37 protein-coding genes are annotated in these 23,230 nt (G+C 68.5%); 7 read left to right on the top strand and 30 right to left on the bottom strand.

The features are described 5' to 3' along the window. Positions 1–2: 2 nt before the first annotated feature. From AC061S_RS04865 to AC061S_RS04910, 10 genes are all read right to left on the bottom strand, one after another. The gene (locus AC061S_RS04865; protein ID WP_478684580.1) at positions 3–1,721 is read right to left on the bottom strand and encodes a hypothetical protein; all 1,719 of its coding nucleotides are present in this window, start codon (positions 1,719–1,721) and stop codon (positions 3–5) included. A gap of 430 nt (positions 1,722–2,151) precedes the next feature. Further along, a complete protein-coding gene (locus AC061S_RS04870; RefSeq protein WP_478684581.1) occupies positions 2,152–2,610 on the bottom strand; it encodes a hypothetical protein in 459 nt (152 codons plus the stop codon). A 12-nt stretch (positions 2,611–2,622) separates the two neighbouring features. Continuing rightward, a complete protein-coding gene (locus AC061S_RS04875; protein WP_478684582.1) occupies positions 2,623–3,129 on the bottom strand; it encodes a hypothetical protein in 507 nt (168 codons plus the stop codon). A 96-nt stretch (positions 3,130–3,225) separates the two neighbouring features. Further along, a complete protein-coding gene (locus AC061S_RS04880) occupies positions 3,226–4,596 on the bottom strand; it encodes a phage major capsid protein (protein WP_478684583.1) in 1,371 nt (456 codons plus the stop codon). Beyond that, positions 4,593–5,630, bottom strand: coding sequence for a head maturation protease, ClpP-related (locus AC061S_RS04885; protein ID WP_478684584.1), 1,038 nt, complete (start codon positions 5,628–5,630; stop codon positions 4,593–4,595). The genes AC061S_RS04880 and AC061S_RS04885 overlap by 4 nt, the downstream gene beginning before the upstream one ends. After that, entirely contained in the window at positions 5,617–6,228 is a 612-nt protein-coding gene (locus tag AC061S_RS04890; RefSeq protein WP_478684585.1) for a hypothetical protein, read from the bottom strand. Before AC061S_RS04890 ends, AC061S_RS04885 begins: the two co-directional genes overlap by 14 nt. Then, positions 6,225–7,829 carry a phage portal protein gene (locus tag AC061S_RS04895; protein WP_478684586.1) on the bottom strand — a complete coding sequence of 535 codons (1,605 nt, stop codon included), beginning with the start codon at positions 7,827–7,829 and terminating at the stop codon, positions 6,225–6,227. Before AC061S_RS04895 ends, AC061S_RS04890 begins: the two co-directional genes overlap by 4 nt. Before the next feature lie 191 nt (positions 7,830–8,020). Then, entirely contained in the window at positions 8,021–9,526 is a 1,506-nt protein-coding gene (locus AC061S_RS04900; RefSeq protein ID WP_478684587.1) for a hypothetical protein, read from the bottom strand. Next, positions 9,510–10,016: a hypothetical protein gene (locus AC061S_RS04905; protein ID WP_478684588.1), complete on the bottom strand. Its 507-nt coding sequence runs from the start codon at positions 10,014–10,016 to the stop codon at positions 9,510–9,512. The genes AC061S_RS04900 and AC061S_RS04905 overlap by 17 nt, the downstream gene beginning before the upstream one ends. Positions 10,017–10,105: 89 nt before the next feature. Further along, positions 10,106–10,450, bottom strand: a complete 345-nt coding sequence (locus tag AC061S_RS04910) for a hypothetical protein (RefSeq protein WP_478684589.1) — start codon at positions 10,448–10,450, stop codon at positions 10,106–10,108. Positions 10,451–10,577: 127 nt separating this feature from the next. Here AC061S_RS04910 and AC061S_RS04915 point away from each other — a divergent pair, with 127 nt between their 5' ends. Genes AC061S_RS04915 through AC061S_RS04930 form a run of 4 tightly spaced genes read left to right on the top strand, consistent with a single transcriptional unit; the run spans position 10,578 to position 11,624 of the window. Then, positions 10,578–10,793, top strand: a complete 216-nt coding sequence (locus tag AC061S_RS04915; RefSeq protein WP_478684590.1) for a hypothetical protein — start codon at positions 10,578–10,580, stop codon at positions 10,791–10,793. Continuing rightward, positions 10,790–11,182, top strand: coding sequence for a hypothetical protein (locus tag AC061S_RS04920; protein WP_478684591.1), 393 nt, complete (start codon positions 10,790–10,792; stop codon positions 11,180–11,182). The genes AC061S_RS04915 and AC061S_RS04920 overlap by 4 nt, the downstream gene beginning before the upstream one ends. Then, positions 11,179–11,385: a hypothetical protein gene (locus tag AC061S_RS04925; protein WP_478684592.1), complete on the top strand. Its 207-nt coding sequence runs from the start codon at positions 11,179–11,181 to the stop codon at positions 11,383–11,385. Before AC061S_RS04920 ends, AC061S_RS04925 begins: the two co-directional genes overlap by 4 nt. 50 nt (positions 11,386–11,435) lie before the next feature. Continuing rightward, a complete protein-coding gene (locus AC061S_RS04930; protein ID WP_478684593.1) occupies positions 11,436–11,624 on the top strand; it encodes a hypothetical protein in 189 nt (62 codons plus the stop codon). 1 nt (position 11,625) lies between these two features. Here AC061S_RS04930 and AC061S_RS04935 read toward each other — a convergent pair whose 3' ends face one another. From AC061S_RS04935 to AC061S_RS05000, 14 genes are all read right to left on the bottom strand, one after another. Next, positions 11,626–12,087 carry a DUF6197 family protein gene (locus tag AC061S_RS04935; protein WP_478684594.1) on the bottom strand — a complete coding sequence of 154 codons (462 nt, stop codon included), beginning with the start codon at positions 12,085–12,087 and terminating at the stop codon, positions 11,626–11,628. Continuing rightward, positions 12,087–12,536 carry a hypothetical protein gene (locus AC061S_RS04940; protein ID WP_478684595.1) on the bottom strand — a complete coding sequence of 150 codons (450 nt, stop codon included), beginning with the start codon at positions 12,534–12,536 and terminating at the stop codon, positions 12,087–12,089. The genes AC061S_RS04935 and AC061S_RS04940 overlap by 1 nt, the downstream gene beginning before the upstream one ends. Positions 12,537–12,725: 189 nt before the next feature. Then, positions 12,726–14,768 (bottom strand): hypothetical protein, encoded by a 2,043-nt coding sequence (locus tag AC061S_RS04945; protein ID WP_478684596.1) that lies wholly within the window; start codon positions 14,766–14,768, stop codon positions 12,726–12,728. Continuing rightward, a complete protein-coding gene (locus AC061S_RS04950; RefSeq protein WP_478684597.1) occupies positions 14,765–16,105 on the bottom strand; it encodes a hypothetical protein in 1,341 nt (446 codons plus the stop codon). The genes AC061S_RS04945 and AC061S_RS04950 overlap by 4 nt, the downstream gene beginning before the upstream one ends. A gap of 27 nt (positions 16,106–16,132) precedes the next feature. Beyond that, positions 16,133–16,336: a hypothetical protein gene (locus AC061S_RS04955; RefSeq protein ID WP_478684598.1), complete on the bottom strand. Its 204-nt coding sequence runs from the start codon at positions 16,334–16,336 to the stop codon at positions 16,133–16,135. Next, positions 16,333–16,650: a DUF7739 domain-containing protein gene (locus tag AC061S_RS04960; RefSeq protein WP_478684599.1), complete on the bottom strand. Its 318-nt coding sequence runs from the start codon at positions 16,648–16,650 to the stop codon at positions 16,333–16,335. Before AC061S_RS04960 ends, AC061S_RS04955 begins: the two co-directional genes overlap by 4 nt. Positions 16,651–16,720: 70 nt before the next feature. Beyond that, entirely contained in the window at positions 16,721–16,900 is a 180-nt protein-coding gene (locus AC061S_RS04965; protein WP_478684600.1) for a hypothetical protein, read from the bottom strand. 89 nt (positions 16,901–16,989) lie between these two features. Next, on the bottom strand, positions 16,990–17,190 hold the full coding sequence (locus AC061S_RS04970; RefSeq protein ID WP_478684601.1) for a hypothetical protein: 201 nt from the start codon (positions 17,188–17,190) through the stop codon (positions 16,990–16,992). Between the two features lie 8 nt (positions 17,191–17,198). Then, positions 17,199–17,744, bottom strand: coding sequence for a DUF6919 domain-containing protein (locus tag AC061S_RS04975; protein WP_478684602.1), 546 nt, complete (start codon positions 17,742–17,744; stop codon positions 17,199–17,201). Then, positions 17,744–17,962, bottom strand: coding sequence for a hypothetical protein (locus AC061S_RS04980; RefSeq protein WP_478684603.1), 219 nt, complete (start codon positions 17,960–17,962; stop codon positions 17,744–17,746). Before AC061S_RS04980 ends, AC061S_RS04975 begins: the two co-directional genes overlap by 1 nt. 35 nt (positions 17,963–17,997) lie before the next feature. Then, positions 17,998–18,426, bottom strand: a complete 429-nt coding sequence (locus tag AC061S_RS04985) for a hypothetical protein (RefSeq protein WP_478684604.1) — start codon at positions 18,424–18,426, stop codon at positions 17,998–18,000. A 4-nt stretch (positions 18,427–18,430) separates the two neighbouring features. Continuing rightward, positions 18,431–18,664 (bottom strand): hypothetical protein, encoded by a 234-nt coding sequence (locus AC061S_RS04990; protein ID WP_478684605.1) that lies wholly within the window; start codon positions 18,662–18,664, stop codon positions 18,431–18,433. Between the two features lie 33 nt (positions 18,665–18,697). Next, positions 18,698–18,865, bottom strand: a complete 168-nt coding sequence (locus tag AC061S_RS04995) for a hypothetical protein (RefSeq protein WP_478684606.1) — start codon at positions 18,863–18,865, stop codon at positions 18,698–18,700. Further along, complete coding sequence (locus AC061S_RS05000; RefSeq protein ID WP_478684607.1) at positions 18,865–19,134, bottom strand: hypothetical protein; 270 nt, start codon at positions 19,132–19,134, stop codon at positions 18,865–18,867. The genes AC061S_RS04995 and AC061S_RS05000 overlap by 1 nt, the downstream gene beginning before the upstream one ends. 225 nt (positions 19,135–19,359) lie before the next feature. Between AC061S_RS05000 and AC061S_RS05005 the strand changes: the two genes are divergently transcribed. The 3 genes from AC061S_RS05005 (at position 19,360) to AC061S_RS05015 (ending at position 20,772) form a co-directional block, all read left to right on the top strand. Beyond that, positions 19,360–19,605, top strand: a complete 246-nt coding sequence (locus AC061S_RS05005) for a hypothetical protein (protein ID WP_478684608.1) — start codon at positions 19,360–19,362, stop codon at positions 19,603–19,605. 130 nt (positions 19,606–19,735) lie between these two features. Continuing rightward, entirely contained in the window at positions 19,736–20,368 is a 633-nt protein-coding gene (locus AC061S_RS05010; RefSeq protein WP_478684609.1) for an NUDIX hydrolase, read from the top strand. Further along, positions 20,365–20,772: an NUDIX hydrolase gene (locus AC061S_RS05015; protein WP_478684610.1), complete on the top strand. Its 408-nt coding sequence runs from the start codon at positions 20,365–20,367 to the stop codon at positions 20,770–20,772. Before AC061S_RS05010 ends, AC061S_RS05015 begins: the two co-directional genes overlap by 4 nt. A 52-nt stretch (positions 20,773–20,824) precedes the next feature. Here the strand turns inward: AC061S_RS05015 and AC061S_RS05020 are convergent, their stop codons facing one another. The 6 genes from AC061S_RS05020 to AC061S_RS05045 form a co-directional block, all read right to left on the bottom strand. Beyond that, positions 20,825–21,064: a hypothetical protein gene (locus AC061S_RS05020; RefSeq protein WP_478684611.1), complete on the bottom strand. Its 240-nt coding sequence runs from the start codon at positions 21,062–21,064 to the stop codon at positions 20,825–20,827. Between the two features lie 61 nt (positions 21,065–21,125). Beyond that, positions 21,126–21,464 carry a hypothetical protein gene (locus AC061S_RS05025; RefSeq protein ID WP_478684612.1) on the bottom strand — a complete coding sequence of 113 codons (339 nt, stop codon included), beginning with the start codon at positions 21,462–21,464 and terminating at the stop codon, positions 21,126–21,128. A 178-nt stretch (positions 21,465–21,642) separates the two neighbouring features. Beyond that, a complete protein-coding gene (locus AC061S_RS05030) occupies positions 21,643–22,089 on the bottom strand; it encodes a hypothetical protein (protein WP_478684613.1) in 447 nt (148 codons plus the stop codon). Further along, entirely contained in the window at positions 22,082–22,498 is a 417-nt protein-coding gene (locus AC061S_RS05035) for a hypothetical protein (protein ID WP_478684614.1), read from the bottom strand. The genes AC061S_RS05030 and AC061S_RS05035 overlap by 8 nt, the downstream gene beginning before the upstream one ends. Before the next feature lie 104 nt (positions 22,499–22,602). Then, on the bottom strand, positions 22,603–22,950 hold the full coding sequence (locus AC061S_RS05040) for a hypothetical protein (RefSeq protein ID WP_478684615.1): 348 nt from the start codon (positions 22,948–22,950) through the stop codon (positions 22,603–22,605). Next, the gene (locus tag AC061S_RS05045) at positions 22,923–23,162 is read right to left on the bottom strand and encodes a hypothetical protein (RefSeq protein ID WP_478684616.1); all 240 of its coding nucleotides are present in this window, start codon (positions 23,160–23,162) and stop codon (positions 22,923–22,925) included. Before AC061S_RS05045 ends, AC061S_RS05040 begins: the two co-directional genes overlap by 28 nt. Between the last annotated feature and the right edge of the window lie 68 nt (positions 23,163–23,230).

Consider the following 23,230-nt stretch of genomic DNA (forward strand, 5'->3'; position numbering starts at 1 on the left):
TGTCAGCTCACCACGTACCAGTTGCCGCCGGAGGGGATGACCGTGACGGTCTCCCACTGCGTGGTGAGGACTTTGGTGGTGGCGCCGTCGATGGTCTCGGAGCCTGCCCCGTCGATCGTGACCGTGTTGACCGATGCGTCTGTCTTCTTGATCGTGTAGTTGTTCGGGGTGGCTACGGCCGAGATCAACGTGATGGTCACGTTGCCGGCCGTGGCGTCGACGAGCAGCACTTCGTCGATGACGCGGACGGTCGCGTTGGCTGTCACGACGCGGACCGGGTAGGGGTCCTGCCCGTTGATCAACTTGATGCCACAAGGACTGCCGACCGTCACACCCGACTCAGTGAAGAGGCCGGTGAGGCGAATGGTGCCCCTACTCGCCTCCATCGCGGCGGTGCTGCTACCCGCGATGTTCGGGGTTCCCGACTCGGTGGACAGCTGGTCGATGTCGATGATCGGCCCGACCCCTGAGGAGCCGGCGCCCATGATGTAGACCTCGTTGGTGCAGGCCTCAATGCTGGCGCTAACCACCTTCATGGCGTGGACGGAGCCGACTGAGCCGGAGTAGGTACCCACGGCGACGATGCCTGCCCAGCAGTACAAGGCCATGTACCGGTCGATCAGGGCATGTTCGGTTACGAAGGCCGCGTAGGTGTAGCCGCCGCCGATGCTGACATTCTTCGCAACGACGTTCGCGTTGTTCCCGGGGGCAGGCATGAGCATGCCGACGCTGAGTCCGGTGCCGAATACGCCTGGGGAGGTGTAGTCGGTGGACGGGCTGGCGACGGTGCCGAGGGTGCCGCACCCGAAGTTCTCAAGGTGCATGTTCGCGCAGCCGTAGAAGTTGTACGCACCGTAGGTCAGGCCGAACGAGCTGTGCGTGGTGAGGATGGCCATGTTGCGGAGCACCGGCATGATGTTGCTGAAGAGGGCGGCGGCGCCGTAGCCAAACCCCTCGTTCGGCCCCGACAAGACCCCTGGATTTCCGTCAGCGTTGATGGACGTGATCTGTGCGGCCGTCGAGGCGTACACCCCGGCGGACACCCAGCAGCTACCGGAGATCTGCGGGACCGTCTGCTGCCAGTGCCGGACCGCCGCGGCACCGTCAGTCTCGCCGCAAAACTCCAGGATCGGCTTGTTGGCGGTCGTCGCGTACACCCCGAAGACGATCTGCCCGTTGCCCGACTTGGAGTTGTTCAGCGGCCCGGCGATCAGGAACGGCTGCGGCGGGGTGTAGACCTGCGCGTAGGTCGCTCCGGCGGCGAGGTAGGCCTCGGCGGCGTCGACTGCGTCCTGGATGGCGTCGGTGTTGTCGGTGCCCCAGATGACGAGGGCGCCCGAGACCGTGGTGGCCGCGTTGGCAGCAAGGGTGACCTGGGTGTCGCTCGTCCTGCTGAGGATGGTGGTGACCAGGCTGGTCACGCCGTTTGCGGCGGCACCCTTGACGATCACCGTCTTGCCGACAGGGCTCGAGGCAGCGGTGAACGGCCCGGAAGCGCAGGTGAGGGTGGCGGCGCTGGAGGTCATCGCGCCGTCGGTCGCGGTCCGGACGTCCCCCACAGCACCGTAGGTGGCGATGTCGAACACCCAGGGCGCCGCGGCCGAGAAGCGGTCGTCATCGCCGGCCGCCACTGTGCCCGCCGTCGTGCCCACGTTGAGGATCGCGGCGTCGCCAAGGCCAAGCCGTGCGCGGCCCTCGGCTGCTGTGTTCAGTGTGCTCATGAGTCACCTCCTTCCGGTGCCATCGGGACTGGGCTATTCGTCAGGTGTGGCGTCCGTCGGGTCGCCATCCGTCGAAGGGGCAGAAGAGTCCGCCGTCTGGGCCTTCTTTGAGCGGCTCGCCGTCTTGCGGGCAGGCGAAGGGGGTTCGGTCTCGGTCGGCTCGCTGCTCGGCTCGGATGTCTTTGACGATGCTGAGGAGCTGTTCCCAGGAGATGACGCACCTCCGTCGTCGGGGGCCGGTGCCGTGCTCGCGGGGGGCTCAACGGCACCGGCTGTCTCGGGGTCGTGGCGGCTGCTGGCGCCGCCCGCAACGGTGATCTTCGGCATGGGGTCTCCTGGCTCGAGGTAGGTAGTGGCCTGGCAGTGTGGGCAGCGTGGAGCGCCCACCGAGTAGGCGGTCGTACAGTCCGCGCACACCCACACCGCCATGTCAGGCCGCCACTACCGTCGCGCCGTCGTCCAGCGGCACGTAGGTCAGGTACCAGGTGATTTCGCCGTCCGTGCCAGCGGACACGGACTCGATCTGACCGACGGGGAGGATCAGCTGCGCCGGGATGTTATAGCCGCCCTTGAGGAGCGCCGGAGCTGCGGTGGTGCCCTGGCCGAAGCCGATGACCGTGCCGGCCGCCGTGTCGGTCGTACCGATGTCCGTCGCGGCGTTGATGTCGGTGGTGTCGCCCGCGGTCGGGTTGTTCTGCAGCTTGTAAGAGTTGGCGACGGTGATGGCTGTGCCGACCACACCCCAAAGCGCGGTGATCATGACGCGTCCACCGGTGATGGTGAACAGGGGCACCGTCGTTGCGGCGAGTGTGCCGGTGCTCTTCGAGAGCGGTGCGCCACCGAGATGCAGGTTCCGGTAGGACCTGCCAGACGTGGGAGATGCAGACATCTGTCAGGCTCCTTAGCTCAGCGGGGCAACGAGGTTGGCGGGGGTCCGCTGGACGGCGAGGTCGCGCAGCAGGTAGAGCCCGGAGCAGTGGCGGGTGCCGTTGGTGCCGAGGTCCGGGATGTCGAGGCTGATGTAGTCGTAGCCGTCGGACAGCTGGCGGGCATCGACCTCGATGACGAGGAGGAGTTCCTCGGATGCGGCGCCCACGTTGGTGATCTCCGAGGCTGCCGTCTGCGAGGCCCGCGTCCAGGTCTCATCACCGTCGAGCGTGGTCTCCGACTTGTAGTAGTAGTAGGTGATCACGTCGAGGTCGGCGGTCGTGCCACCGGAGGAGGCAGTGTGCTGCTGCAGGTCGACGTCGGTGATGTCCGTCGAAGCGCCAGTGGTCTGCACGACGATCGTGCAGCCACCCGCGTTGCGCAGCGAGACGCGCTTGCCGGTGACCGCTCCCGCGACCGCGTCCGTGGGGACGAAGGCCGTCGAGATGTCGAAGAGGCGTCCCAGTCCGTCCTGTGCCATGTCTTTGTCTCCTGTCTGAGGGGCCCTGCCGGGGCGACACTGCCGGCCCGGGTGATAGCGGGCGCCGGGGGTTGATTGCCGACGCCCGCCCGGTGGTTACGCGCGGTCCGCGATTTCGACGAATGGGCTGAGCGGCGGACCGCCGTTCGCGGGAGTGATCGGGTTCTGCAGCCACGGCCGGCCATCGACGCGCTGGATGATCCGGTAGGCGGTCTGGTCGTTGCCGAACTTGTACTCGGTCGAGGAGGCGGCGGTCATCTGCTGCCGGTCGCCGATGAGGTAGTACGACAGGTCCACGAAGGACAGGTCGGAGCGGTCGCCGAGGCGGCCGGCCTTCTCTGCGACGACGAGGGGGCGCCCGAAGATGGTCATCGGGGCGGGGCCTGCGACGTTGGTCAGCATGACCGGGCCGCCACCCGTACCCACGGAGAGCGCCATCGTGTACAGCTCGGGGATGGCCTCCGGGGAACACACCCAGATCCCGCGCGACAGCGACGAAGGCAGCATCCGCGAGTACATCTTGATGACGTTCTCGACGACGATGGTGTCCGCCGTCTGGCCGGTCTCCTTGGCGACCGCGACACCCGCCGGGTTGGCAGAGCCGAGGAAGCCAAGGGGCTCGCCGACGCCAGTGCCGGACATGAACGCCAGGTCTTCAAAGAACGCGAGGGCCTTCGGCCAGAGCGATTCGATCAGCGAGGAGAAGCTGACGAGCGAGTCCTGCAGCAGCTCGTTCGGGACGAGTGCGAACCCAGTCAGCTTCTTCGCGTCGAGGACGGCGCGCGCGAACTTCGGGTTGGACTCGACGAGCGCGGCGCCTTCCTCACCCCAGTAGCCGATCATGCCGCCGAAGACCGAGCCGACGTTCGTCGTCGAGTCGATCATCGGGAACGGCACGCGGGCCGTCTCCATCGGAACGACCGTCGCCCTCGGCCGGACGACGGACTCCTCTAGCGCTATCTGCAGCAGCTGCGAGCGGAGCGTCTCCGGAACGAGGAACCCACCATCCGCGGGGATGACGGAGCTGTACGCGTTGCGGAGCTCGTCCATCTTCGCGATGGCCTGCGGGTCGCGGTTGAGGTGCCAGGCGTGCCGGAAGTAGTCCGCGGCGTTCTCGAACTTGCCGTCGAGGACCGAGCCGACGGCCTTCGCGTTGTAGGCGGTGGCCTGCTTGTGGCCGGACAGCATGTTCGCCGGCCGGGTCTGCGGGTCCAGGTTGAGACGCTGGATGGCGTCGCGGTCGGACTTCTGGTCGTTCTCCCGCAGGTGGTTGGCGAGCTGCCGCTGAGTCTCCTCAGCGATCTGCCGCTGCATGTCGGTGCCTTCGCCCTGCTGGCGCTGTGCGTAGGCGTCCATGAAGTCCTTCGTGGACTCCTTGGTCGCGAAGATTGCCTTGCTCTTGGCGGGGTCCGCGAGCATCTCCGCCAGCTCATCGCTGGTGCGCGGCGTGGGGATGGTGGTGGTCACGATGCCTCCTTAGGCATGCCTGTCGCCGCGCTGTGCGACGTGGTGGGGTTCGTCAGATTCGCGACGACAGCAGCCCACGAGTCGGGGGCTGGCGTGTAGAGGTGGGCGGTGATGGCAGCCCAGTTGTCCGACTCGGGCTCGATGAGCGGCTCCGGGGGCCAGGCAGCATCCGGCAGCAGGTCGATGACCTCCGGCCCCTGTTCACCTTGCACGGTCATCTCCATGACGAGCGGGGCCGGCTCGACCCTCGGAGCGACGGCCGCGCGCAGAGCTTCGACGAGTTGCTCGTCAATCACGCTGCCGATGTTGATCGTCAGCGTCGTCGACTCGGCTGTGACCGGCGGCTTCGGATTCGGAGCGGGCGCCTGGGGCGGGCCGGTGTAGCCGTATGCGGCGAGGTCGAAGGACTTCCGCATCTCCGGCTCGGCCTCGTCGGGCTGCTGCTTCCGAGAGGGCATGACCTCATCGGCCAGTCCAGCCTCGACGGCTTCGGCGGCGGTGTACCAGGTCTCGGTCTTCATGACCTGCCGCCAGTCGGCGCGGTCTCCGCCGGCCTTCGCGACATAGGCGTCGGCAATGTTGTCGCTGATCTTGTTGAGCAGCGAAGCCATGTCGGCCATGTCCTGGGCGTTGCCGAGGCAGACGCCGCTGGCGTCGTGCACCATCAGCATCGACTGCGGCTGCATGACCACCCGGTCAGCCGCCACTGCGATGACTGAGGCGATCGATGCTGCGATGCCGTCGACCTGCACGGTGACCTCGGCAGGGTGGGCGCGGAGTGCGTTCGCGAGAGCCACGCCCTCGAAAACCGAACCGCCGGGGCTGTTGACCTTGACCCGGAGCCGCGGTGCCGTGACGGCCTTCAGCTCGGCGAGGAAGTCGTCGGCGAAGGTTCCCCAGCCGCCGATCTCGTCATAGAGCAGCAGCTCGACTTCATCGCTCGCGACGTTCTTGAACCGGAACCACGGCTGGTGCTGCCGTGCCTGCGCTCGCAGGCCCGGCACTGGCAGGTCGGGCAGGTCAATGAAGGGCACTGGTCTGCACCTCCTCTCGGGTCTGCTTCCGCTGGTGGGTTCGCTCGGCGTGGCAGTTGGCACAGACGACCTCGCACTTAGCGATCTCGGCAAGGAGGCGCTCGTAGCTTGCGCACGTCACGCCAGCTCCGACGTTGAACTCCTTGACCGAGCCGTCAAGGTGGTCGAATTCCATGACGTAGTACGGGTACTGGACGCCACAGTCGGTACAAGGCCTGTCCTTCGCGGCTCGCAGGGCGGCCCGGCTCTTACCGATGACGCGGTGCTTGGCAGCTTTGGCGGCCGCGGGATCCCGCTCCCGCCAGCGCTTATGGGCGGCAGCGTTCTCCGCGCGGAACTGTGCCTTCTCCGCGTCGGACAGAGCATGCCGCCTGGCGAGCGACTTGGCGGAGAAGGCATCAAGGCAGGGTCGGCATGCCGACTCGCCCGCGTCCCGATGGGCCTGATAGCCGGCCGAGGTACCAGTACGTCCTGCGGGGTACTTCTTGGTCGGCGTGGCGCAGACGAGGGCTACCGGCGACATGACAACGATGTCACCCTGCCGGTGGACGTGGTCCACGACGAACTCCGACTCTCCCCGCGAGCCACTGACCATCATGCACCATCCCCCTCACTGGCCTTGCGCTTCACAACGCGGCACCTGCAGTCGTTGCCGAACTCGGCACCGACGCATTCGACGTAGCCTGCGCCACCGGGGTAGTCCCGGTAGGCGGCGGCCCGATTGCGATACGTCTGGCCGTTGTTGTCGCGGCAGGGTTCGCACGTGTTGTCGTCGTCCTCGGAGACAGCCACCCACTTCTGGGCGGCCTGCACGTCGGGGATGCCGAGCATCGCGGCCATCTCGGGGCCGAGAGGCAGAGCATTCGCCGACTCGGCAGGCGCCGCGGGTGCGGCAGGAGGAGTGTCCGGCAGCTCGAAGCCGAGCATCGGCAAGATCAGCGGCGACAGCAGCGGCGCCCCGATGACCAGCTTGATCAGCAGCTCGCGGTCCTGATCTGCCCCCGGCTGCCCGAACGCCATCACCGGAAGGCCGACAGCCTCGAGGGCTTCAGGCCCGTACACGCCGGCGTCCACAAGTTCGCGCACTGCGGCGGCCTTGGCGGCTAGTTCCTGCGCGGCTAGCTCGCGGTCCTCGGGCACCGGGTTCTCGAAATCGAACTCGAGGTCGCGCGCGGCAAGCCCAAAGAGTGGCAGGAGCTGGTTGTTCAGGGCGTCCTTGACGGCCTCGAGGTCGGGGACGACGAGCCAGCGGGCGAACATGACCTCGCCGGCGTCGGCGTTGGCGCGGTTGACGTCGTCGACGGTGCCGAGCATGGGCTTGGGGAACCCGAAGGCCTCACGGATGATCTCCTGGGCGACGTGGCGCAGCTCAACGAACTGCATGTCGCGCTGGCTGTACTTGCGGTCCTTCCACACCCCGTGCTCGAGGATGGCGACCCGGTGGGCGTTGGCGACGCCGCGGTGCTGCTCGTTCCAGCGTTCGCGGAGCTGGTCGAAGTCCGGGTCGCTGAGGGCGTTGGGGACTTCGATGATGCCGCCGGGCTCGGCCGAGTTCAGGAAGAAGTTGCGGTTCCACTCGGCGGAGTACCGCACCGCGTCCAGGTCGGTGAGTAGAGCCTGAACGGGCCCGATGCCGCGGTATGGGTCGGTGGGGTGGGGCGTGCGGATGAAGATGACGTCTTCGATGCGCAGGGCCACCTGCTCGCCGTTGGGGCCCGTGTACATGTAGCCGCTGATGAACTTTTCGGGGTCCGGCACCGGCCGCATTCGGTCGGGGCGTACTGGCCACAGTTCCAGGGGTATCGATGACCGTTCGTCGCGGCCGATGATCCACCACTGTTCGCCGGTCAGCTGCTTGTGCTGGGCGCCTGCCTCGACGAACACGCTCTGCGTGTAGAAGGCGTTGGGCCGGTTCCAGAGGTCGAGGGCGGCGTGTGAGGTGACCTCGACGCGGTCTTCGTCCTTGCCGGATTTCGCCTTGCGCAACAGCTTCCAGTCGACCTGCGCTTCGGCTTTGGCTGTGCGGTTGACGATGGCGAACAGGGTGCTGACGGAGCCCATGCTCTCGAGCTCTGCTGTGGTGCCTCGCCGGCCGAGGCCGCCGAGGGCGTAGGACTGGGCGCGGGAGGCGAAGGGGACAGGAGTGTTGGTCTGGGCGGTCACGCGGTTGAGGATGGCGCCGAGCATCGTCCTGCCCATGGCCACCTCCCAGCGCTACGCCTCAGTGCCGCCGTAGTGACGCCACTCGAGGAGCCATGCCCCCAGCCCAGCGGCGATCCAGCCCGCCGGTTCATAGGCCATGCCTATGCCAATTGCCACAAGCATAGTTCCAGTCAATGACAAAGTGGAAGGCATGACTTTATTCAGGAGCCCCAGGACCGTCGTTCGCTTCACAGCCACCTCACCCGAGTACGGCCCGCGCTGTAGAAGGCGAGCAGGAGTGCGTCGGCGTTGTCGGGGCTCCGACCAAGCCGTTTGATGATTTCCGTCTTCGGTTCGACGCGGATCCTGCCGCTGGGGTCGACGTCCCAGCGGGGCTCGAGGAGCTGCGCGATCGTGGTGTCGGCGTTGTCCATCTTGGTGAGGTCCCAGCCAGCGGAGGCGGACAGGCCGCGGCCGATCTCCCACCAGATCTCGGCGCGCAGGTTGATGTACTTGGTCTTGTCGCTGGCGGATTCGGAGACGTTGACGGCGATGATCTGTGCCGTGTGTTCTTTCCGGTTGGCGGCGTTGCGGAGTTCGCCGATCACGCCGAAGCCGACGCCTATGCTGTCGATCTTCACGGCGGTCGCTCCGGTCTCCCGGATGGCTTGGATGATGAGCGGGGCGATCTTCTCCGGCCGGTCCGTGTGCGCCCGCCACTCCCTGCCAGCCAGTGGGCCGCGGCGTTCGCGGATGACGGTCTCGTCTCCACCGCCGCCGACGTCCACGCCGAGCTCGACGGGCTCGAGGGACTCCATCGGGGGCCGGCGCGAGTTGGGCTCGACGCGGCACTTCGCGATGTCGCTGGCCCTCACGACCTGGTTCGGGGAGTCCGCGGTGAACTCACCGAGGACCTTCGACTTGTAGACCGGATTGTCCTCGCCCCACTCGGCGGCCTTCTCCGCGACCCACTCGGCGCCGACGAGGGAGAGTGCCATCTCCTCCGGCACTTCCTCACCGGTCAGGTTGGGACTGTCGAAGGCGCTGATGCTGATCTGGTGCCAGCTCGAGCCGGGGGTGCACACCTTGCGGAAGTGGGACGCCGGGTTGTCGGGGTTGCCGATGGCGAGGATCCGGCAGTCAGGTCCGGTGGCCAGCGCGTCGGCGGCGATCCACAACTGCTCGGGGATTCCGCAGGCTTCGTCGAGGACGACGAGGACGTAACGGGCGTGGATGCCTTGGAACCCGGACTCGTCGTGGTCGGCGGGCTTCCGGCCGTACCCGACGAGCTCGTCGTCGATCAGCCACTCGGTCTGGTTCACCCGGCCGGCGAGCTCGCCTGTGCGGTGGTGCTTGCGGATGTACCGCCACAGGATCGCGCGGACCTGGGAGAACGTCGGGGCGGTGGACACGACGAACGCACTGCCGGGCGGGTGGGTGTCGAGCCACCAGCAGACGACGAGCGCCGCGGTCCAGGACTTGCCGACGCCATGCCCGGAGCGGACGGCGGTACGGCGGTGGTCCCGGACTGCGGCAAGGATCTCGCGCTGCTTGGACCACACAGTCTGCCGTAGGCGTTCCTGAACCCAGCCGACCGGGTCGCCCTGGTAGCGGGCCGCGCGGACTGCAAGGTCGCGCTTGTCGAGGCCAGCCTTGAGTCGGTCGCGGACGACCTTCAGCTGCTTCGAGTCCCCCGCCTTGATCAGTGTTTCGACCTGGGCGCGGAGGACTGTCAGGTCAGGTGGCGCTGTCATCGGTGGGGTTCGTGAGGCGGTCGAGGATGTGGGCTATCTCGGCGCCGATCTGCTGGGCTTCGACGGAGACGCGGGCCGGCTCATCGGCGCCCTCGAGCTTGCGCTCGGACTCGTTGATCCGCAGGAGGAGGCCGACCGCGTTCAGTGCTGGCCCGGGGTCCTTGAGCGGCTCGTCGTTAAGGGAGACGACGCGCCCGTTGGAGACGACGATGTGCTCGCGCTCGAGGATCTCCCACGTGGCTTCGGTGAGCATGCGGAGTTGCTCGCGCTTGATGGCCCGGAACTCGTCGCCGGCGTCCTTCGCTGTCTCGGCGAGGACGCGTTGGACGGCCTTGTGGGCGGAGGCCTTGTCTGAGTAGCCGAGCTCGTTGGCGATGCGGAGGTAGGTCCAGCCTTGGGCTCGGAGCCGGGCGGCTGCGGCTCGCTTCTCGGCGTCGTCGATGCTCTTTGTGAACCTGTGGCGGCCGTCGCGAACTCGATCGCTTCCCATGATTGGCCTCCCTCCTGACGCCATGGTGGCATGGAGGGCAGGCAATTGGCCCGCCTCTGGGTGCGGGATGCGGGCCAGTGGTGGGCCAATTAGGCGGCGAGGATGCTGGCGCGGATGGCCACGAAGCGGGCGGCGCGGGGGTTGTAGGCGGTGATGAGGGTGAGGAACTGCCGGTCGGTGTAGCGGGTGCAGGGCCGCTTGGGGGCTCGCTTGGGGAGCTTTCCGGCGGAGGTCTTGCAGGTGAGGGAGCGGCGGCCGGTGACGCCGAGGGCCTTGGCTTTGCCGCGGAGGGCGCCGGCGACGCAGTTGGCGTCGGAGGGGTTGGCGCCGCGGGTGAGGAGGTGGCTGGCGAGGGTGTGGGGGCGGCGGGCGTCTCGGTTGGCGCGGGTGCGGTTGCGGAGGGTCTGGCGGGCGGTGCGGGCCTTGGCGTTCATGGGGTCCCCCTCGTTCGACGCTGTCTATTTTCTAGACACAAGAAGCATCGCAGGATCCGCCACCCCTGTCTATGGATTAGACGAAACCCGTCTAGGAATCAGACAGCCTTCGTGGGACCATGAGCCCATGACCGACTGGGAGAAGCAGCTGCAACGGAAGGCCGCGACCGTAGACCGCGCCAAGACCGACCTCGACGAAGCCATCGCCGCCGCCCGCCTCGACGGCAAGACCTTCCGCGAGATCGGCACCTGGGCCGGCGTCAACCACGAGCGCGCCCGGACCATCGCCATCCGCATCAACGGCGACTCCCGAACTCGAGCCGAACGAGAGGCCGCAGCGTGACTGCACGCGAGAACGTCCTGTTCCATGTGCATGATCTGTTCTTCGAGCAGATGCAGCTTTGCGGCTGCAGCAACCCTGACGCCGCTTACGGCCTGGTACGGGATCTGCTTGTCTTGGCCCCGTTCCATGAGGATCCGCAGGCGGTTGAGAGGCGCGTTGGGGAGCCGGGCGCGTACCACATCGTGCTCTGCACGCTGGAGCGTGCCGACCTGATCGAACACGGCGGCAGCATCGGCGGCTCCTGGTTGACACCCAAGGGCGAGTGGTACCTCAAGGCCTTGCAGTCGATCGACGACTGGGAAGACATCCAGTTCCCCAAGTACGACTCACCCGACGCTCACGAGGGTGACTGCACGTCGGCGTGCTGGACCCGCGAGGTGACGCCGTGACCGCCCGGGATGAGCTGCTGCGGGAGATGACCGCCCATCACCTGTACATGACCGACGAGCGGGCCGAGGAGCTGATCGACGCCTACGCGCACGAGCTGGCCGAGAGGATCCGCACGGAGGCCGAGCGCATGGGCGCAGAGGAGTACGGCAGCTACCAGAACGTCCTCGAGGCGGCCGACCTCATCGCCCCCCAGGCGAGGTAACCCGCCCCAACCAGCAGCACCGAGACCCCCAGGCGCGGCATGATGCCCGCATGGGGGTCTCTTTCGGTATCGCGGCTGATACGGCGCAGGAGTGCGCGGACGGCCTGGCCCTGCTCGTGCACCGGCTCGGCGCCGAGATCACGTTGCAGCCGGCGCAGGTCGGCGGAACCCGCTGGGTCGCGCGGGCCGTACCCACGCCGAAGGCCCCCGCGGATGGCGAGGGCCTGGTCGAGCCGTAGGTCAGCCGAGCATCCGCAGCACCGGGCCGGGCCCGGACTGGGCGTCGTTCCAGGCGCCGGAAGACAGGGTGTCGGGGGCTTCGCGGCGGATCCGGTCGAAGAACACCTCGGACGCCTCGTCTGCGAGCGGCCCTGATCCGCCAGCTGCGACTCGGATCGCGCCGATCGCGCAGTATCCGACGCCCGCGTGGCCGACGTAGCCGCGGATCCAGCCGTGGGTGCGGATCAGTCGGGCCGCCTCGACGAATACCTCGTCGACGGTGGTCGGCTGTACGGCGGGGGCTACGGCTGGGAGCGGGTCGGCGAGGATCTCGGGGATCTCGATGTGGGCGGTGCGGATGACGTACTGGACGCCGGCGCCGCCGAGCCGGTCATCCATGGCCAGCTTGGACAGGGCGAGCCGCTCGTCGAGGGTGAGGGTGCGGGCCGTCGCCCTCACCCGGGACGCGATGGTGGGTGCCATCAGAACCACGAGGTCCGCTTGCGGCGCCCGGCCTTGAGGTCGGCGTTAGCGCGATCCTCCGCCTCATCGGCGTCGTACTGCCGTTCCTTGAGTTCCTGGCGGTCGAGGCGGCGGCCGAACTCTTCGCCAGCGGGGAGCGGTGCGGCGACGCGCGGTCCAGGGTCGGAGACGTGCGGGATGCCGCGCGGCTGGGTGTCGTAGATGGTGCCGCCACCCTGCCCGAAGAGATGGCTCACGCTCTTGGTGGGGTCCCCGTCGAAGTACCAGTTGCCGATCAGGGGGTGCCGCTTGGTGCAGGTGTGTGCGCTCCACATTCGGGCGTGGTTCCAGAGGCCGGAGTCTCCGGCGTAGTTGGGGGTCTCGATGATGTAGACGGTCTTGCCTTGGCTGAGCCAGCGGCTGAGCTCTTTCTCGTCTCCGCGGCGGCGGGTGGTCCAGGTCTTGCCCATGACGGCTCCTTCGGTGCGCGGTTTGTGTGGGTTTGCGGGCCGGACACGGCCCTAGTTTGCGGTGGTTTGCACCCCGGACAGTGGCCGGACACGGGGCGGACAGGGCCGGGTTGTGTCCGGGGGCTGTCCGCCCTCTGTCCAGGGTGCGTATCGGGAGGAACTGGGTGCTGTCCGGGGGTTGTCCGGCCTCTACAGGGCCTTGAGTGCGGCCTCGAGGCAGGCCCGGTCGTAGCCGCGGACGCGGCCCTTGCCGGGGATGTCGACCTTCTCGGGGCGGACGACGCGGGCGGCCCGCAGCCCGTCGGCGAGGACTCCGGCCGGAGCGCCGAGGAGCTCCGCGAGTTCCTCCAACTGAGCCGTGTCCCGACCCAGCTGGTCCATCGCCTCAAGGCAGCCGACAACGAAGCGGCGTGACTCTGCGGTCCGCTGGGTCCGCTCCTCGCGGGCAGCGGCATCTCCGGTCAAGGTCCCGGCTTCAATGCGGAGTTGCCGGCCGCGCTCGCAGATCTTCACGAAGTCGGGCAGGTCGATCACGTCGCCGCGCAGTGTGCGGTAGCCGTCTTCGGCTCCCTCGTCGAGGACGAAGACACCCTTGGAGCTTTCGAACAGGGCGTGAGGTGCAGCGCCAGCAGTGACGGCGAGGTCGCCGAGGACCATCTTCGAGCTCTCCGGGCTCTTCGTCCGGAAGCACGCCCGCTTGACGCAGACCTCCCGCAGCTCGGTGGGGACGCTGTCCGAGTCGGGCCGCTGGGTGATGTACAGGCCCATCCCGAGCACGAAGCGCGTCATCCGGTTGAAGCGAGCGAAGATGTCGACGAGCGGCCCCTTGGCGGACACGAGACGGGGGTTTTCCGAGTCGTCGTCCGGCAGCGCCATCTTGGTGACGGCGGCACCGTCGAGGAGTTCCTGGAGCTCCTCGACGATGAGGAGTACCGGGCCCATCCCTTCCTCGGCGAGCTCGGGCGTGATCTTCCCCTGGGGTACCCGGTGGGGCTCCTTCTCGAAGATCCGGTCGAGCTTGGTGCCGCGCTCCTGCATCTCCATGATCGTGTCGTCCATGAGGCTGAAGATGCTGCGGATGGTGTCCGGGTCGGCGCCGGCGATCCAGCGGTGGGCAATGGCTTTGAGGGGCGCCCAGTCGGGTCCGGTCTTGCCGGTGATGACGATGATGCGCACCGTCGGGTCAAGGGCGGCAGCGGCGGCGATGAGGCGGGCCAGGTAGGACTTGCCGTAGTCCTGGAGTCCGCCGATGAGGATCGACGACCAGATCAGGCGGAGGACCTGTCGGGCCTGGCGGGCGTCCATGCCGACCGGGATCCCGTCACGCCAGAAGTGCCAGCGGGGTGCGTCGATGAGCTCGCTGTGCACCTTGGGTCCGGCGTGGGGGTTTGGGCTGTCCGCGACCCAGAGGGTGGCCATGCCTTCGTGCCCGGTCTCGGAGGTGTCGGGCCGGAGTTCGAGCTGCGCGGCCTTCTTGCGGAGGGCTCCGGCAAGGTTGTTGACCTTCGCCGTGGCCTTCACGGCCGGCATGCCTTCGGGGAGTTCGATCTTTGCTGCCCAGCCGGGGCCGTCCTGCCGGATACCGCCGACGATCCGGGTCTCAGAGCGCTGCGCCTGGGTGATGATGTCGGCCTTGACCAGGGCGGCGATGAGGGCATCCTCCTGCGGATGCACGGCGCCGGGCGTAGCGGCCTGCCCCGTCTGGGCGAAGGTGTTCTCGATGGCGCCGCGGGCCACCGGTGCATCATCCTTGGCTCCTTGGCGGATGCCGTAGAGGTAGGCGCCGAGCCCGGCTGCGAGGGTGACCCAGAAGCCTCCGGTGAGAGTGCCGGCTGTGGTCGCGGTGGCGGCGGTGGCGGCCCACATGCTGGTCTTGGTCGAGTGGATGATGCGGTGCCGGCGGGAGTCAGCGCGGAGCTGACCAACCACGGCCTTAAGTTCCTGCTGTTCGGAAACGTCGTCGGTCGCGGTGAGTGCCCGTCGTGCGGTGTCGATCATGTGGGGGTAGTCGTCGCGGTGCTGGTCGAGCCAGCGGCGCCCGAGCCGTGCGTAGCCGCGGGCAGCGAGCGGCGCGTACAGGTTGCGGTCCGTCGCATGGTTGACGGCGGCCCCCAGCCACGACGGCCGGGCGGCCTTCTCGACGGCCGCGGTCTTCTCGATGACGCCTTCGAGCGGGACGGCCAGCTGCTCGGGGACGATGGTCAGGTGCGGGTACTCGGCGGCGATGCTCACGCGGTCTCACCCTCTCGGTTCTCAGCGTTGGACTTGCGCTTGGACTCGCCTGCGGCGATGCATGCGAGGGGGCTGTACGGAGCGGTGTCACCGGGCGTCCGCAAGGGCGGCAGACCGCCGTTCGAGCGGCGCCCGTCAGGGGCGCTGGGGTCCTTCTTGGCGGGAGTGTTCATTTGGGATTCGACCTGCGGCGTTGATCCTTCGAGCGCACCCTCTGTGGCAGCCTTCATTCGGGCGGCTGCGCTGCGGCTCTGGGCCTCGAGCTCGGGCCAGATTCCGACAACCTTGGAACCGGTCTCGCGGTACCAGGCTTCGCCCCAGATCTGGTCGCTGACGACCTCGAGGCCGCGGGCGGAGCGCATCGCGTCGGCGATCTTCCACACCGCCGGGTGGGCTGTCTGGCGATCCTTGTCCTTGCGCTCCTGCTCAGTCCGCGCGGCGTCCTCGGTCGCCCTCTTCTCGGAGGCACGAGCCAGGTCTGCGGCCTGCTTCTCGGCGGCCTTGCGGTCGGCCTCGGCTTGCTCTGCCGCGGCACGCTTCTCCTCGTCTCGGCGCTCACGCCAGGACGGGATTTTGTCGCGCTTCTGGGTGATGCCGTGCTCGTAAGCCATGAGCACGAGCGGGCCGCCAAGGGAGGCAAGTGCGCCAACGATCCCGGCTCCCAGGCCGATGCGCGGGTCATCGATTCCATGCCACAGATTGACGCCGGCGGCGGTGGCTGCGGCCACCATGATCCAGATGCGGTACGGCACCACGTCCCGGCGGTGGGCCACCGCCCAGGCCGCGGCGAACGCCAGCACCAGGGCGAAGCCTTCAAGGAGCAAGGGCGCAGCGATCATGAACGGCTTGTCCTGAGAGTAGAACGCCATCAGCTGCAGTGGGAGGGCGATGATCAGGCCTACCGCGTAGATGCCGCGGGCCGCCCACTTCCAAGTGGACTCGCTGCGCCGCTCCTCCTTCTCCTGGGCGACAGCCGCCTCAGCCTCGTCCGCCACAGCGCGGCGCGCACGCTCAGCGGCAGCTTCCGATTCGGCGACGGAGGCGGCCAACTTGGCGACCCGCTCGTCCTTCATGGCGCGGTCGAGGTCGAGCTTCATCGCAGCCCGCTCGTTCTGCAGCCGCAGCTTCTCCGCTTCCTCCGCGCCGACGATCTCGGCCGCCTTCGCCTTGCCCTCAGCCTCGATGCGCAGGGCTGCGGCTTTGGCGTTCGCTTCGGTTCGGATGGCCTCAGCTTTGGCGAGGGCGATGGGATCGAACTCGGGCTCGATCTTGAGCGGCCACGGATCCGTGCGCTCGGGGGCAACGGTCCCGTTGACGTGGTCCATGGTGCTGCTCACGGCAGGGATCCCTTCGTGGTGGTGGGGTTACGCGGCTTTGTCGAAGCGGGGGTGGGGTACGCGGGTCTTGTGGTCGTCGAGGTAGACGTCGGCGGCGATGGCTGCCGCGGCGAGTACGGCGAGAAGGATCCGGCTGCCGGCTGGTGGCGTCATGCCGAAGAGCCAGGCGAGGGTCACGAAGAAGGCGAGTACGCGGGTCCGGCGGGCGGCATCCCGCAGGTCGCGGATCATGACCACTCCCACTTCTCGCCAGCGCGGGCAGCGCGGAGTGCGGAGTCGCCGATCTGGCGGGCCATCTGCGCCCACTCGGCAGGCAGGTAGCCGGCCGCGAGGAGGAGCGCGTTGCCGACCTGCCCGGCGTCCTTCGGCTTCACCTTGAACGGGTCGCCAGAGCGGCGAGCAAAGACCGGGCGGACCGTCTGCATGTCGGCCGGGCGGAGGATGGCGCCGAGCCACTGGTGAAGCTCGGTGATGTCGCTGTAGGAGTAGCCGTGCTTGGTGCCGCCGTGCGAGATGTCCCAGGTCATGGCGAAGCTGCCCTTCATGCGTGGTGGGTGGGTGGTGCTGGCCGGATCTCCAGGCCGCCCGTGCGAGACGGGCGGCGTGGGCTACTGGTCAGCTGCCGTAGTCCTCAGGGAATCCGTGGCGGCGCAGCCACTCGTTCTCGAAGTCGTTGCGACCGACCGCTTCGAAGGCGGCTCGGGCGTCGTTCACCTCGTCGTCCGTCATCTCGGGTGCGGTCTTGTTCGCCCACGTCTTGCCGGTGAGGTCGGGCCAGTCGCCTCTGGAACCCACGCGATGTCCTCCTGGTCAGTTGTCCCTGGTCCGGGGCTGTCCCGGGCTCCCCTCACCGCCCGCACCTGTCGGGCGGATCGGGCAACCGGTCAGCCAAGGTCGTAGTGTTCGTGCTCCGGGATGGGGCAGGCGGTGCCAGCGTCGCAGCGTTCCCAGTAGCGGCCGAGGACCAACCGGCAGGCCGTATTGGCGACGGCCATAGCTACCGGGCCACGCGCGTGGCCCGCAGACACGATCACGTGTGCGGTCTGGTCGAGTCGGGTGGATACCTTCTTGCCGAGCTTGGACATGGCGTCTCCTAGCGGATGGCGTTGGCGAGGGCGGGCCACAGGCGGTCGTCGCGGCCCCAGGTCGGGTCGACGAGGTTGAGTACGGCACCGTGGTCGCGGAGTTCCTTCAGGCCCTGGCGGCCGAGGCAGGACCACTCTCGGGCCAGGTGGTTGCGCGGGAGGGTCCCGTACAGGCCCATGACGGTCTCGCCGTCCCGGTCGGTCAGCGAGGTCAGCCGCGGATGCCGGGTGCCGCGAAGGACGGTCACACCGGCCGCGTCCACCGTCCGGGTCAGACTGGCGAGGAGCGGGTTCCGGTCGTCGACGATGGCGGAGAGGTAGGCCTTCTGCCGCCAGTGGGCCCCGTCGTAGCCGCGGCCTTCGAGTCCGGGCTGCGAGTTGGTGGTGATGACGCCGGCCCGGTTCAGAGCCACGAGCAGCGGCAGCAGGGGCTTGGTCTCAGGGTCGACGCCGTCGCCGTGTCCGGACCAGCCGCGAACCTCGCCGGTCAGCCAGCGGGCCATGACCTGCCCGATGTCGGCGATCGTTCCGGCGTCCCGCCACACGCTGCCCATCAGGCGGCCTGGGCGGTGTCGCCGTCGAGCTCGTCGACGAGCCGGCTGGTCCCGGGGTTGGCCATGTCGTACTCGATGGCGGCCCAGCGGGCGGTGGTACGAGCGGCCTTGGTGGTGGCCCGGTCGTAGGCGTCGATGATTCGCTGACGGTCCTCGTGCTGGGCCCATGCGGTTTCGATCTCGTCGGGCTGCTCAATGCTGGTGGCGGTGGCGTTCATGGCAGTGGTCCTTCCGGTGGTTAGGCGGTGTGCGGTCAGAAGCTGTGGGCGGGGTGCCACGGGGAGACGATCCAGGCGGTCGGCTGACCGTTGGCCTGTCGCTCGGCGGTCCAGGTCTCGTCGGCGTGGCGGGTGAATGCGGTCGGGTGGACGAGGACGTGCAGTTCTCGGTCGCGGAGCTCGTCCCGGATCCGGGCCGGCAGCTCGTCGGGGTCGACGAGGCGGGCGAAGGCGGACAGGGCGGCGAGGGCGCGGCGAGGGGTGACGTCCCGGCCGGTGGCCACGTAGCCGTAGTCACCGTCGTCGCCGAGGGAGGAGACGAGGAGTCCGTAGTGCTCGGACTCCATGTCGGCGGCGACCGGCGTGAACGGTTCGTCGTCCGGGTTGTCGGCGGCCTCGCAGTCGGTGTTGCAGTACGGGTAGCCGCCGGGGGCGCCGCAGAGCAGGCACTCGGATTCGGGCATGGCGTCAGACCTGACCAGCGGCGAAGGCGTCGAGGCTGGTCTTGTGGTTGCGGCGGTGGGCGGCGACCTCGGCGTCGGCGATGCCGTGGTGCCGCTGCATGGCCACGGCGTTGGCAAACACCTGCTGCTGGGCGGGAGTCAGCGTCCGGCCGGACCGCTCCCAGTACTCCTTGGTATGGGCGTATGCGGCGACCCACTCCAAGACGCGGGTGCGCTCGGTGATGTCGGTTTCGGGCATGGCTGTGCCTCCAGTGGTCGAGCTGGGGGTGGTCTAGCGGTTGGTGTGCTGCTGGCCGGTACCGAGGGCGCCGCGGTCATCGGCATAGTGGTGGCCTTGCGGATCGGCGCGCTGGGACTGCGCGGCCCGGTAGTCGGCGCCGCAGGTCTGAGCGGTGGCCGGCCGGTCGACGATGCTGTGACCCGACTGGGTCGCGGCCATCAGTTGCTACCAGCGGGGCGCGTCGGGTGGATCTTCGAGGTGGGGATGTTCCACTCCGCGGCGAACGCGGCGGCGTCCTGGTACTCGTTGAACCAGACCGGGCTGCCGCCGTAGAAGGCGACGAAGCGGGCGGTGACCGGGTCGACGATCTTGGCGCCGAGGTAGGTCAGCGGGCCGGAGCCGCGCTCGGACCCCGCGGCGATCAGGCGCCGGGCCGGGAAGTGGTGATCGAGACCGGCGCCCACGTCGGTAGAGTTCTGCGTAGCCATCAGGGTCATCTCCTGTTGGTCAGGCCCTGGCGTGTGGGAGTGGAGTCCCTGCGCTGGGGCCGTTCTGTTTTCGGTTGTGGCGTGCCGGTGGAGCGGCACTGTGAAGCTTTCCGGGGGTGGAGCCCCGTTCGCTTCAATACCTCTATTGAAGCGAGATGGTGATGCTGTGTCAACACCTTCCACCATCCCATTGAAGGCGGCTGGAATCGGCCCTAACCTAAGGCCATGACCGACTCTCTCATCGGCGCTCTCGAGGACGCCACAGCAGCCGTAGCCGCCATCGAATCTCCGGTCGAACGCTTCCAGGCGGCACGGGAGCTGCGGGCCGTTCTTGCCGAGGCTGTGCGCGAGCTCGGCCGGGTTGAGCAGAGCGTCTCGCTCGAACTGCACGATGGCCGGTCTTGGGCCGAGGTCGGATCCATGCTGGGTTTCAGTGGCTCCCGCGCGGAAGCCATTGCCCGCGGCCGGTGAAGGCGTCTTCTGCATGCTTCCAGTCAACGACGTGTGAGCGTGGCCGACGAGCGGCTCCCGTACAGCTCGCGTACAGGAGACGATCAGTGGCCGTATAGATCGCCGGACACCCAACGCAGGGGGCGCGATTGTGGACGTCACCACCTGGACCGGCGCGCTGGCCTGCCACCTGCAGGCCGCGTACCGGATGACGCGGGATGAGTTCGCCGGACGCCTCGGCGTGCACCCGCAGACCGTGGCCAGCTGGCACCTGAAGCCGGGCACCATTCCCCGCGCGGAGATGCAAGCCGCCCTGGATACCGTCTACGAGAAGGCCCTGCCACCTGTGCGCTTACGCTTCGCTCGCCTCGCCCAGCCACCCGCGGACACCACGGCGCAGGCCCTGCGCGTCGCCATCGCTGTTGTTCAGCGCCGCGGCGAGGTGCTGCTCGTCTGCCGGCGCGATGGCGGAACGGCGGCCTGGCAGTTCCCGGCCGGGATCGTGAAGCCGGGCGCGGTGCCGGAAACGGTGGCCGTGCAGGAGACGCTCGGCGAGACCGGCGTGCACTGCGCGGTACGGCAGCACCTCGGCAGCCGACTCCACCCCGTGACCGGAGCGCAGTGCGAGTACCACCTAGCCGAACACCTGGACGGTGAGCCCGCCAACCTGGATCCCGTGGAGAACTCGGCAGCCAAGTGGGTACCGATCTCCGCGCTGACCCGGTTCATCCCGACCGACCGCATCTACCCGCCGATCCTCACCGCTCTGGAGGCGCACGCATGACCGAGACGACGACCGAGCAGGGAATCTCCGCCGCGATCATCGTGGCCGACGGCCGCGTGCTCATGATTCGCCGCCGGGTCTCCGAGGGTGAGCTGATGTGGCAGTTCCCCGCGGGCGGCATCGAGGACGGCGAGACACAGGAGGAGGCCGCGGTCCGGGAGACGCTCGAGGAGACGGGCCTGACCGTCGAGGCGGTCAAGCTGCTTGGTGAGCGGGTCCACCCGAAGACGGGCCGGCTGATGTCGTACACGGCCTGCTCGGTCCTGGACGGCGAGGCCTTCATCGGGGACGCGGAGGAGATCGCGGAGGTGGCTTGGGTGTCCCATGGGGAGATCGCCGAGCACGTTCCCTACGGCCTCTTCGCCCCGGTGCAGGAGTACCTCGACGGAGCGCTCCCGCGCTGACCCCGAACACGCGACGGCCCCCGCCTCTCTCGAGGTCGGGGGCTGCGTCATGTCACGGGCGGGGTGTGGGGGTGATCAGGCCGGCGTCTCGCAACGTCTTGTGCATGTTGATCACGTTGTAGTCCTTGTCCTTGAGCGGCTCGCACGCCTTGGGCTTAGCCTTGTCGGCCAGGTAGCGGGCTTCGACGGCGGCCATGCACTGCTGGATGGATTCGTCGTAGCTGGGTTCGCCGCAGCCGGCGAGGAGGAGTACGGCTGATGCTGCGGCGAGGGCGATGCGGGTTGGGTTCATGAGTCCCACAGGGTGGCCGTGTTCCGGGCCGGCTGTGGGGTGTGTTGCTGGGCTGTGACCTTCAGTGCCAGATGTGGATGCTGGCCTTGGGGTGTGCGGTACAGGCGTCGCGCAGGGCGGTGAGGTAGGCGAGGGCGCCGTTGTAGTCGCCCCATCCGTTGGACGGCTCCATGGCCCGGTAGCGGTCGGGGCTGGCGAGCATCCGGTCGACGGCCGCAGTCAGCGCGGGGAGGCTGTCGCCGGCGTTCTTCTCCTTGAGGTCACCGAGGCTGTGGCCGAGGGCGTCGGACCACATGAACGCCACGTTCGAGGTGCAGTTACCGATGTCGGCGACGGTCATCTCGACGGGCTCGGCGCCACCCGTGTCGACGTTGAGGTAGAGGCTGATGTCGTAGCTCACGGGCGGGATTCCTGTCTGGGGTAGGGCAGGGGCTGGGCAAGGGCTGCGAGGAGGGCTGTCGCGTCGAACGGCGAGGGCGGTGCCAAGGCTGGGAGCGCGGGGTATAGGGCGAGGCTGCGTCCCTCTACCGCCCACTGGTAGCGCTTGCCGAAGAGGACCACCTGGCGGAACTCGTCTCTCACGGCTTGGCCTTCCAGTTGGGTCCACGGAGCGCGGCAGGTACGGCGGCTGTGGGGGTGGCCGGGCGGAGGAGCGTGCCCATGAGCCACGCGTCCCACTGGGGGCGCGCGCCGGTCTCCTGCCGGGGCGGCTGCTGCGGCCGGTCAAGCTGGGCAAGCTCGGCCTCGGTGATCCCGTAGCCCTCGGCAAGGTCGAGGAGTTCGGGGCAGTCGTTGAGGTTGTCGGTCTCGGGCCAGTCGCAGTCGCCGTACACGCCGCAGCCGTGGCAGGCGGTGGCCTCATACGAGTCGGCTTTGGCAGGGTCGACGTTGTGGCGGGCGAGGATCTTTCGGTCGGCGACGCAGCGGCGGATGGCAACCACTGCCCAGGGGGCAGGAGCGTCCTCGCTGGCAGCACGCTCGACCTGGTCGATCTGCTGGCTGATCCAGCCGTGCAGGTCAGGCATCGCGGGTCTCCTTCGTCGCCTCGAGGGCCGCAATGGTGGCGCAGGGGTGCCCGACGGGCGCGTTGTCGGTGCTCTGGCCACAGAAGGCCGAGCATTCGCCGCAGATGGTCTGACCGCGGTAGTCGACGGGCCGGTGCAGCTTCCGGATCCGGTCGCGCTGGTCGTCGAGCAACTGCTGGATGCGGACCGCCCGCTGCTGGCTGGCTTCGATCTCGGCGTCGGGGTTCGCGAGGATGTGCGCTTCGGCGATGCGGAGTCCGGCGGCGATGGCGTTGTGCTCGTTGCTGATGCGGTGGCGGTCGGCGTCGTGTGCTTCGTCGGCTTTCGTCTCGTGGGCGGTGATGCTGGCGCGGATGAGGTCGAGGGGGTCTGCGGCTCGGTAGGTCTGGCCGGGCTGGATGGCGGTCATGGGTTCCTCCGGGTGTCGGGTCGGGGCGGCGGGGCTGTGCGGCCCCTGTGAGGCTCTGGGGTTGGCTCCGGCGTCGCGGGGGACTCCGGAGCCCTGCGAGGCGCCTACGCGGCTTCCTGTGGCGCCTGGCGGGGCCGCAGCGGGGTGAGTTGAAGTTCCGCGCGCAGAGTCGCGTCGAGAATCTGCACCGGGATCGTGCGCGTCCCCCGCTCCCGGGCCGCCCGAATCAGCGCGGCCACAGCGACGAGCCGGCGTCCTGCTTCCCGCTGCTGCCGAGCCCTAGCGCCCAACCGGCCGCCAGCCGAGCGGCGGTCCGCGTACATGGCGGTGATGCCCTGCCGCAGCCGGGCCGCCTCCGCCGCGGTGAGTGGGCCGCGCTCGGCCCGGTCGGCGAGGACGAGAAGCTGCTCGCGGGTCGGGCCGGTCACGACGTGGCCTTGGCGCAACTGCAAGCGCAGTTGCCAGTCGGCTCGGGCTGCCCGGTGGCTGCGGCGTGCTCGATGTCCTCGGGCCCAGCCCACTGGTGGGGTGCGGGCTCGTCGTAGTGCTGGCCCCACTGGCAGGGCTCGCACTTGGCGTAGCAGATGATCGCGGCGCCGCTGGTGAGCGCGGCGTGCAGGGCTTCGGCGGCTACGGCCTTCGCGGGGTCGACGGGCTCGGTCATCGCGGGTCTCCTTCGGTGCGGTGAGAGGATCGGGGTGTCCGGCCAGCCGCCTTGCCTGCGGCTGGCCG

The sequence above is a fragment of the Streptomyces sp. CA189 genome, from assembly GCF_056428985.1.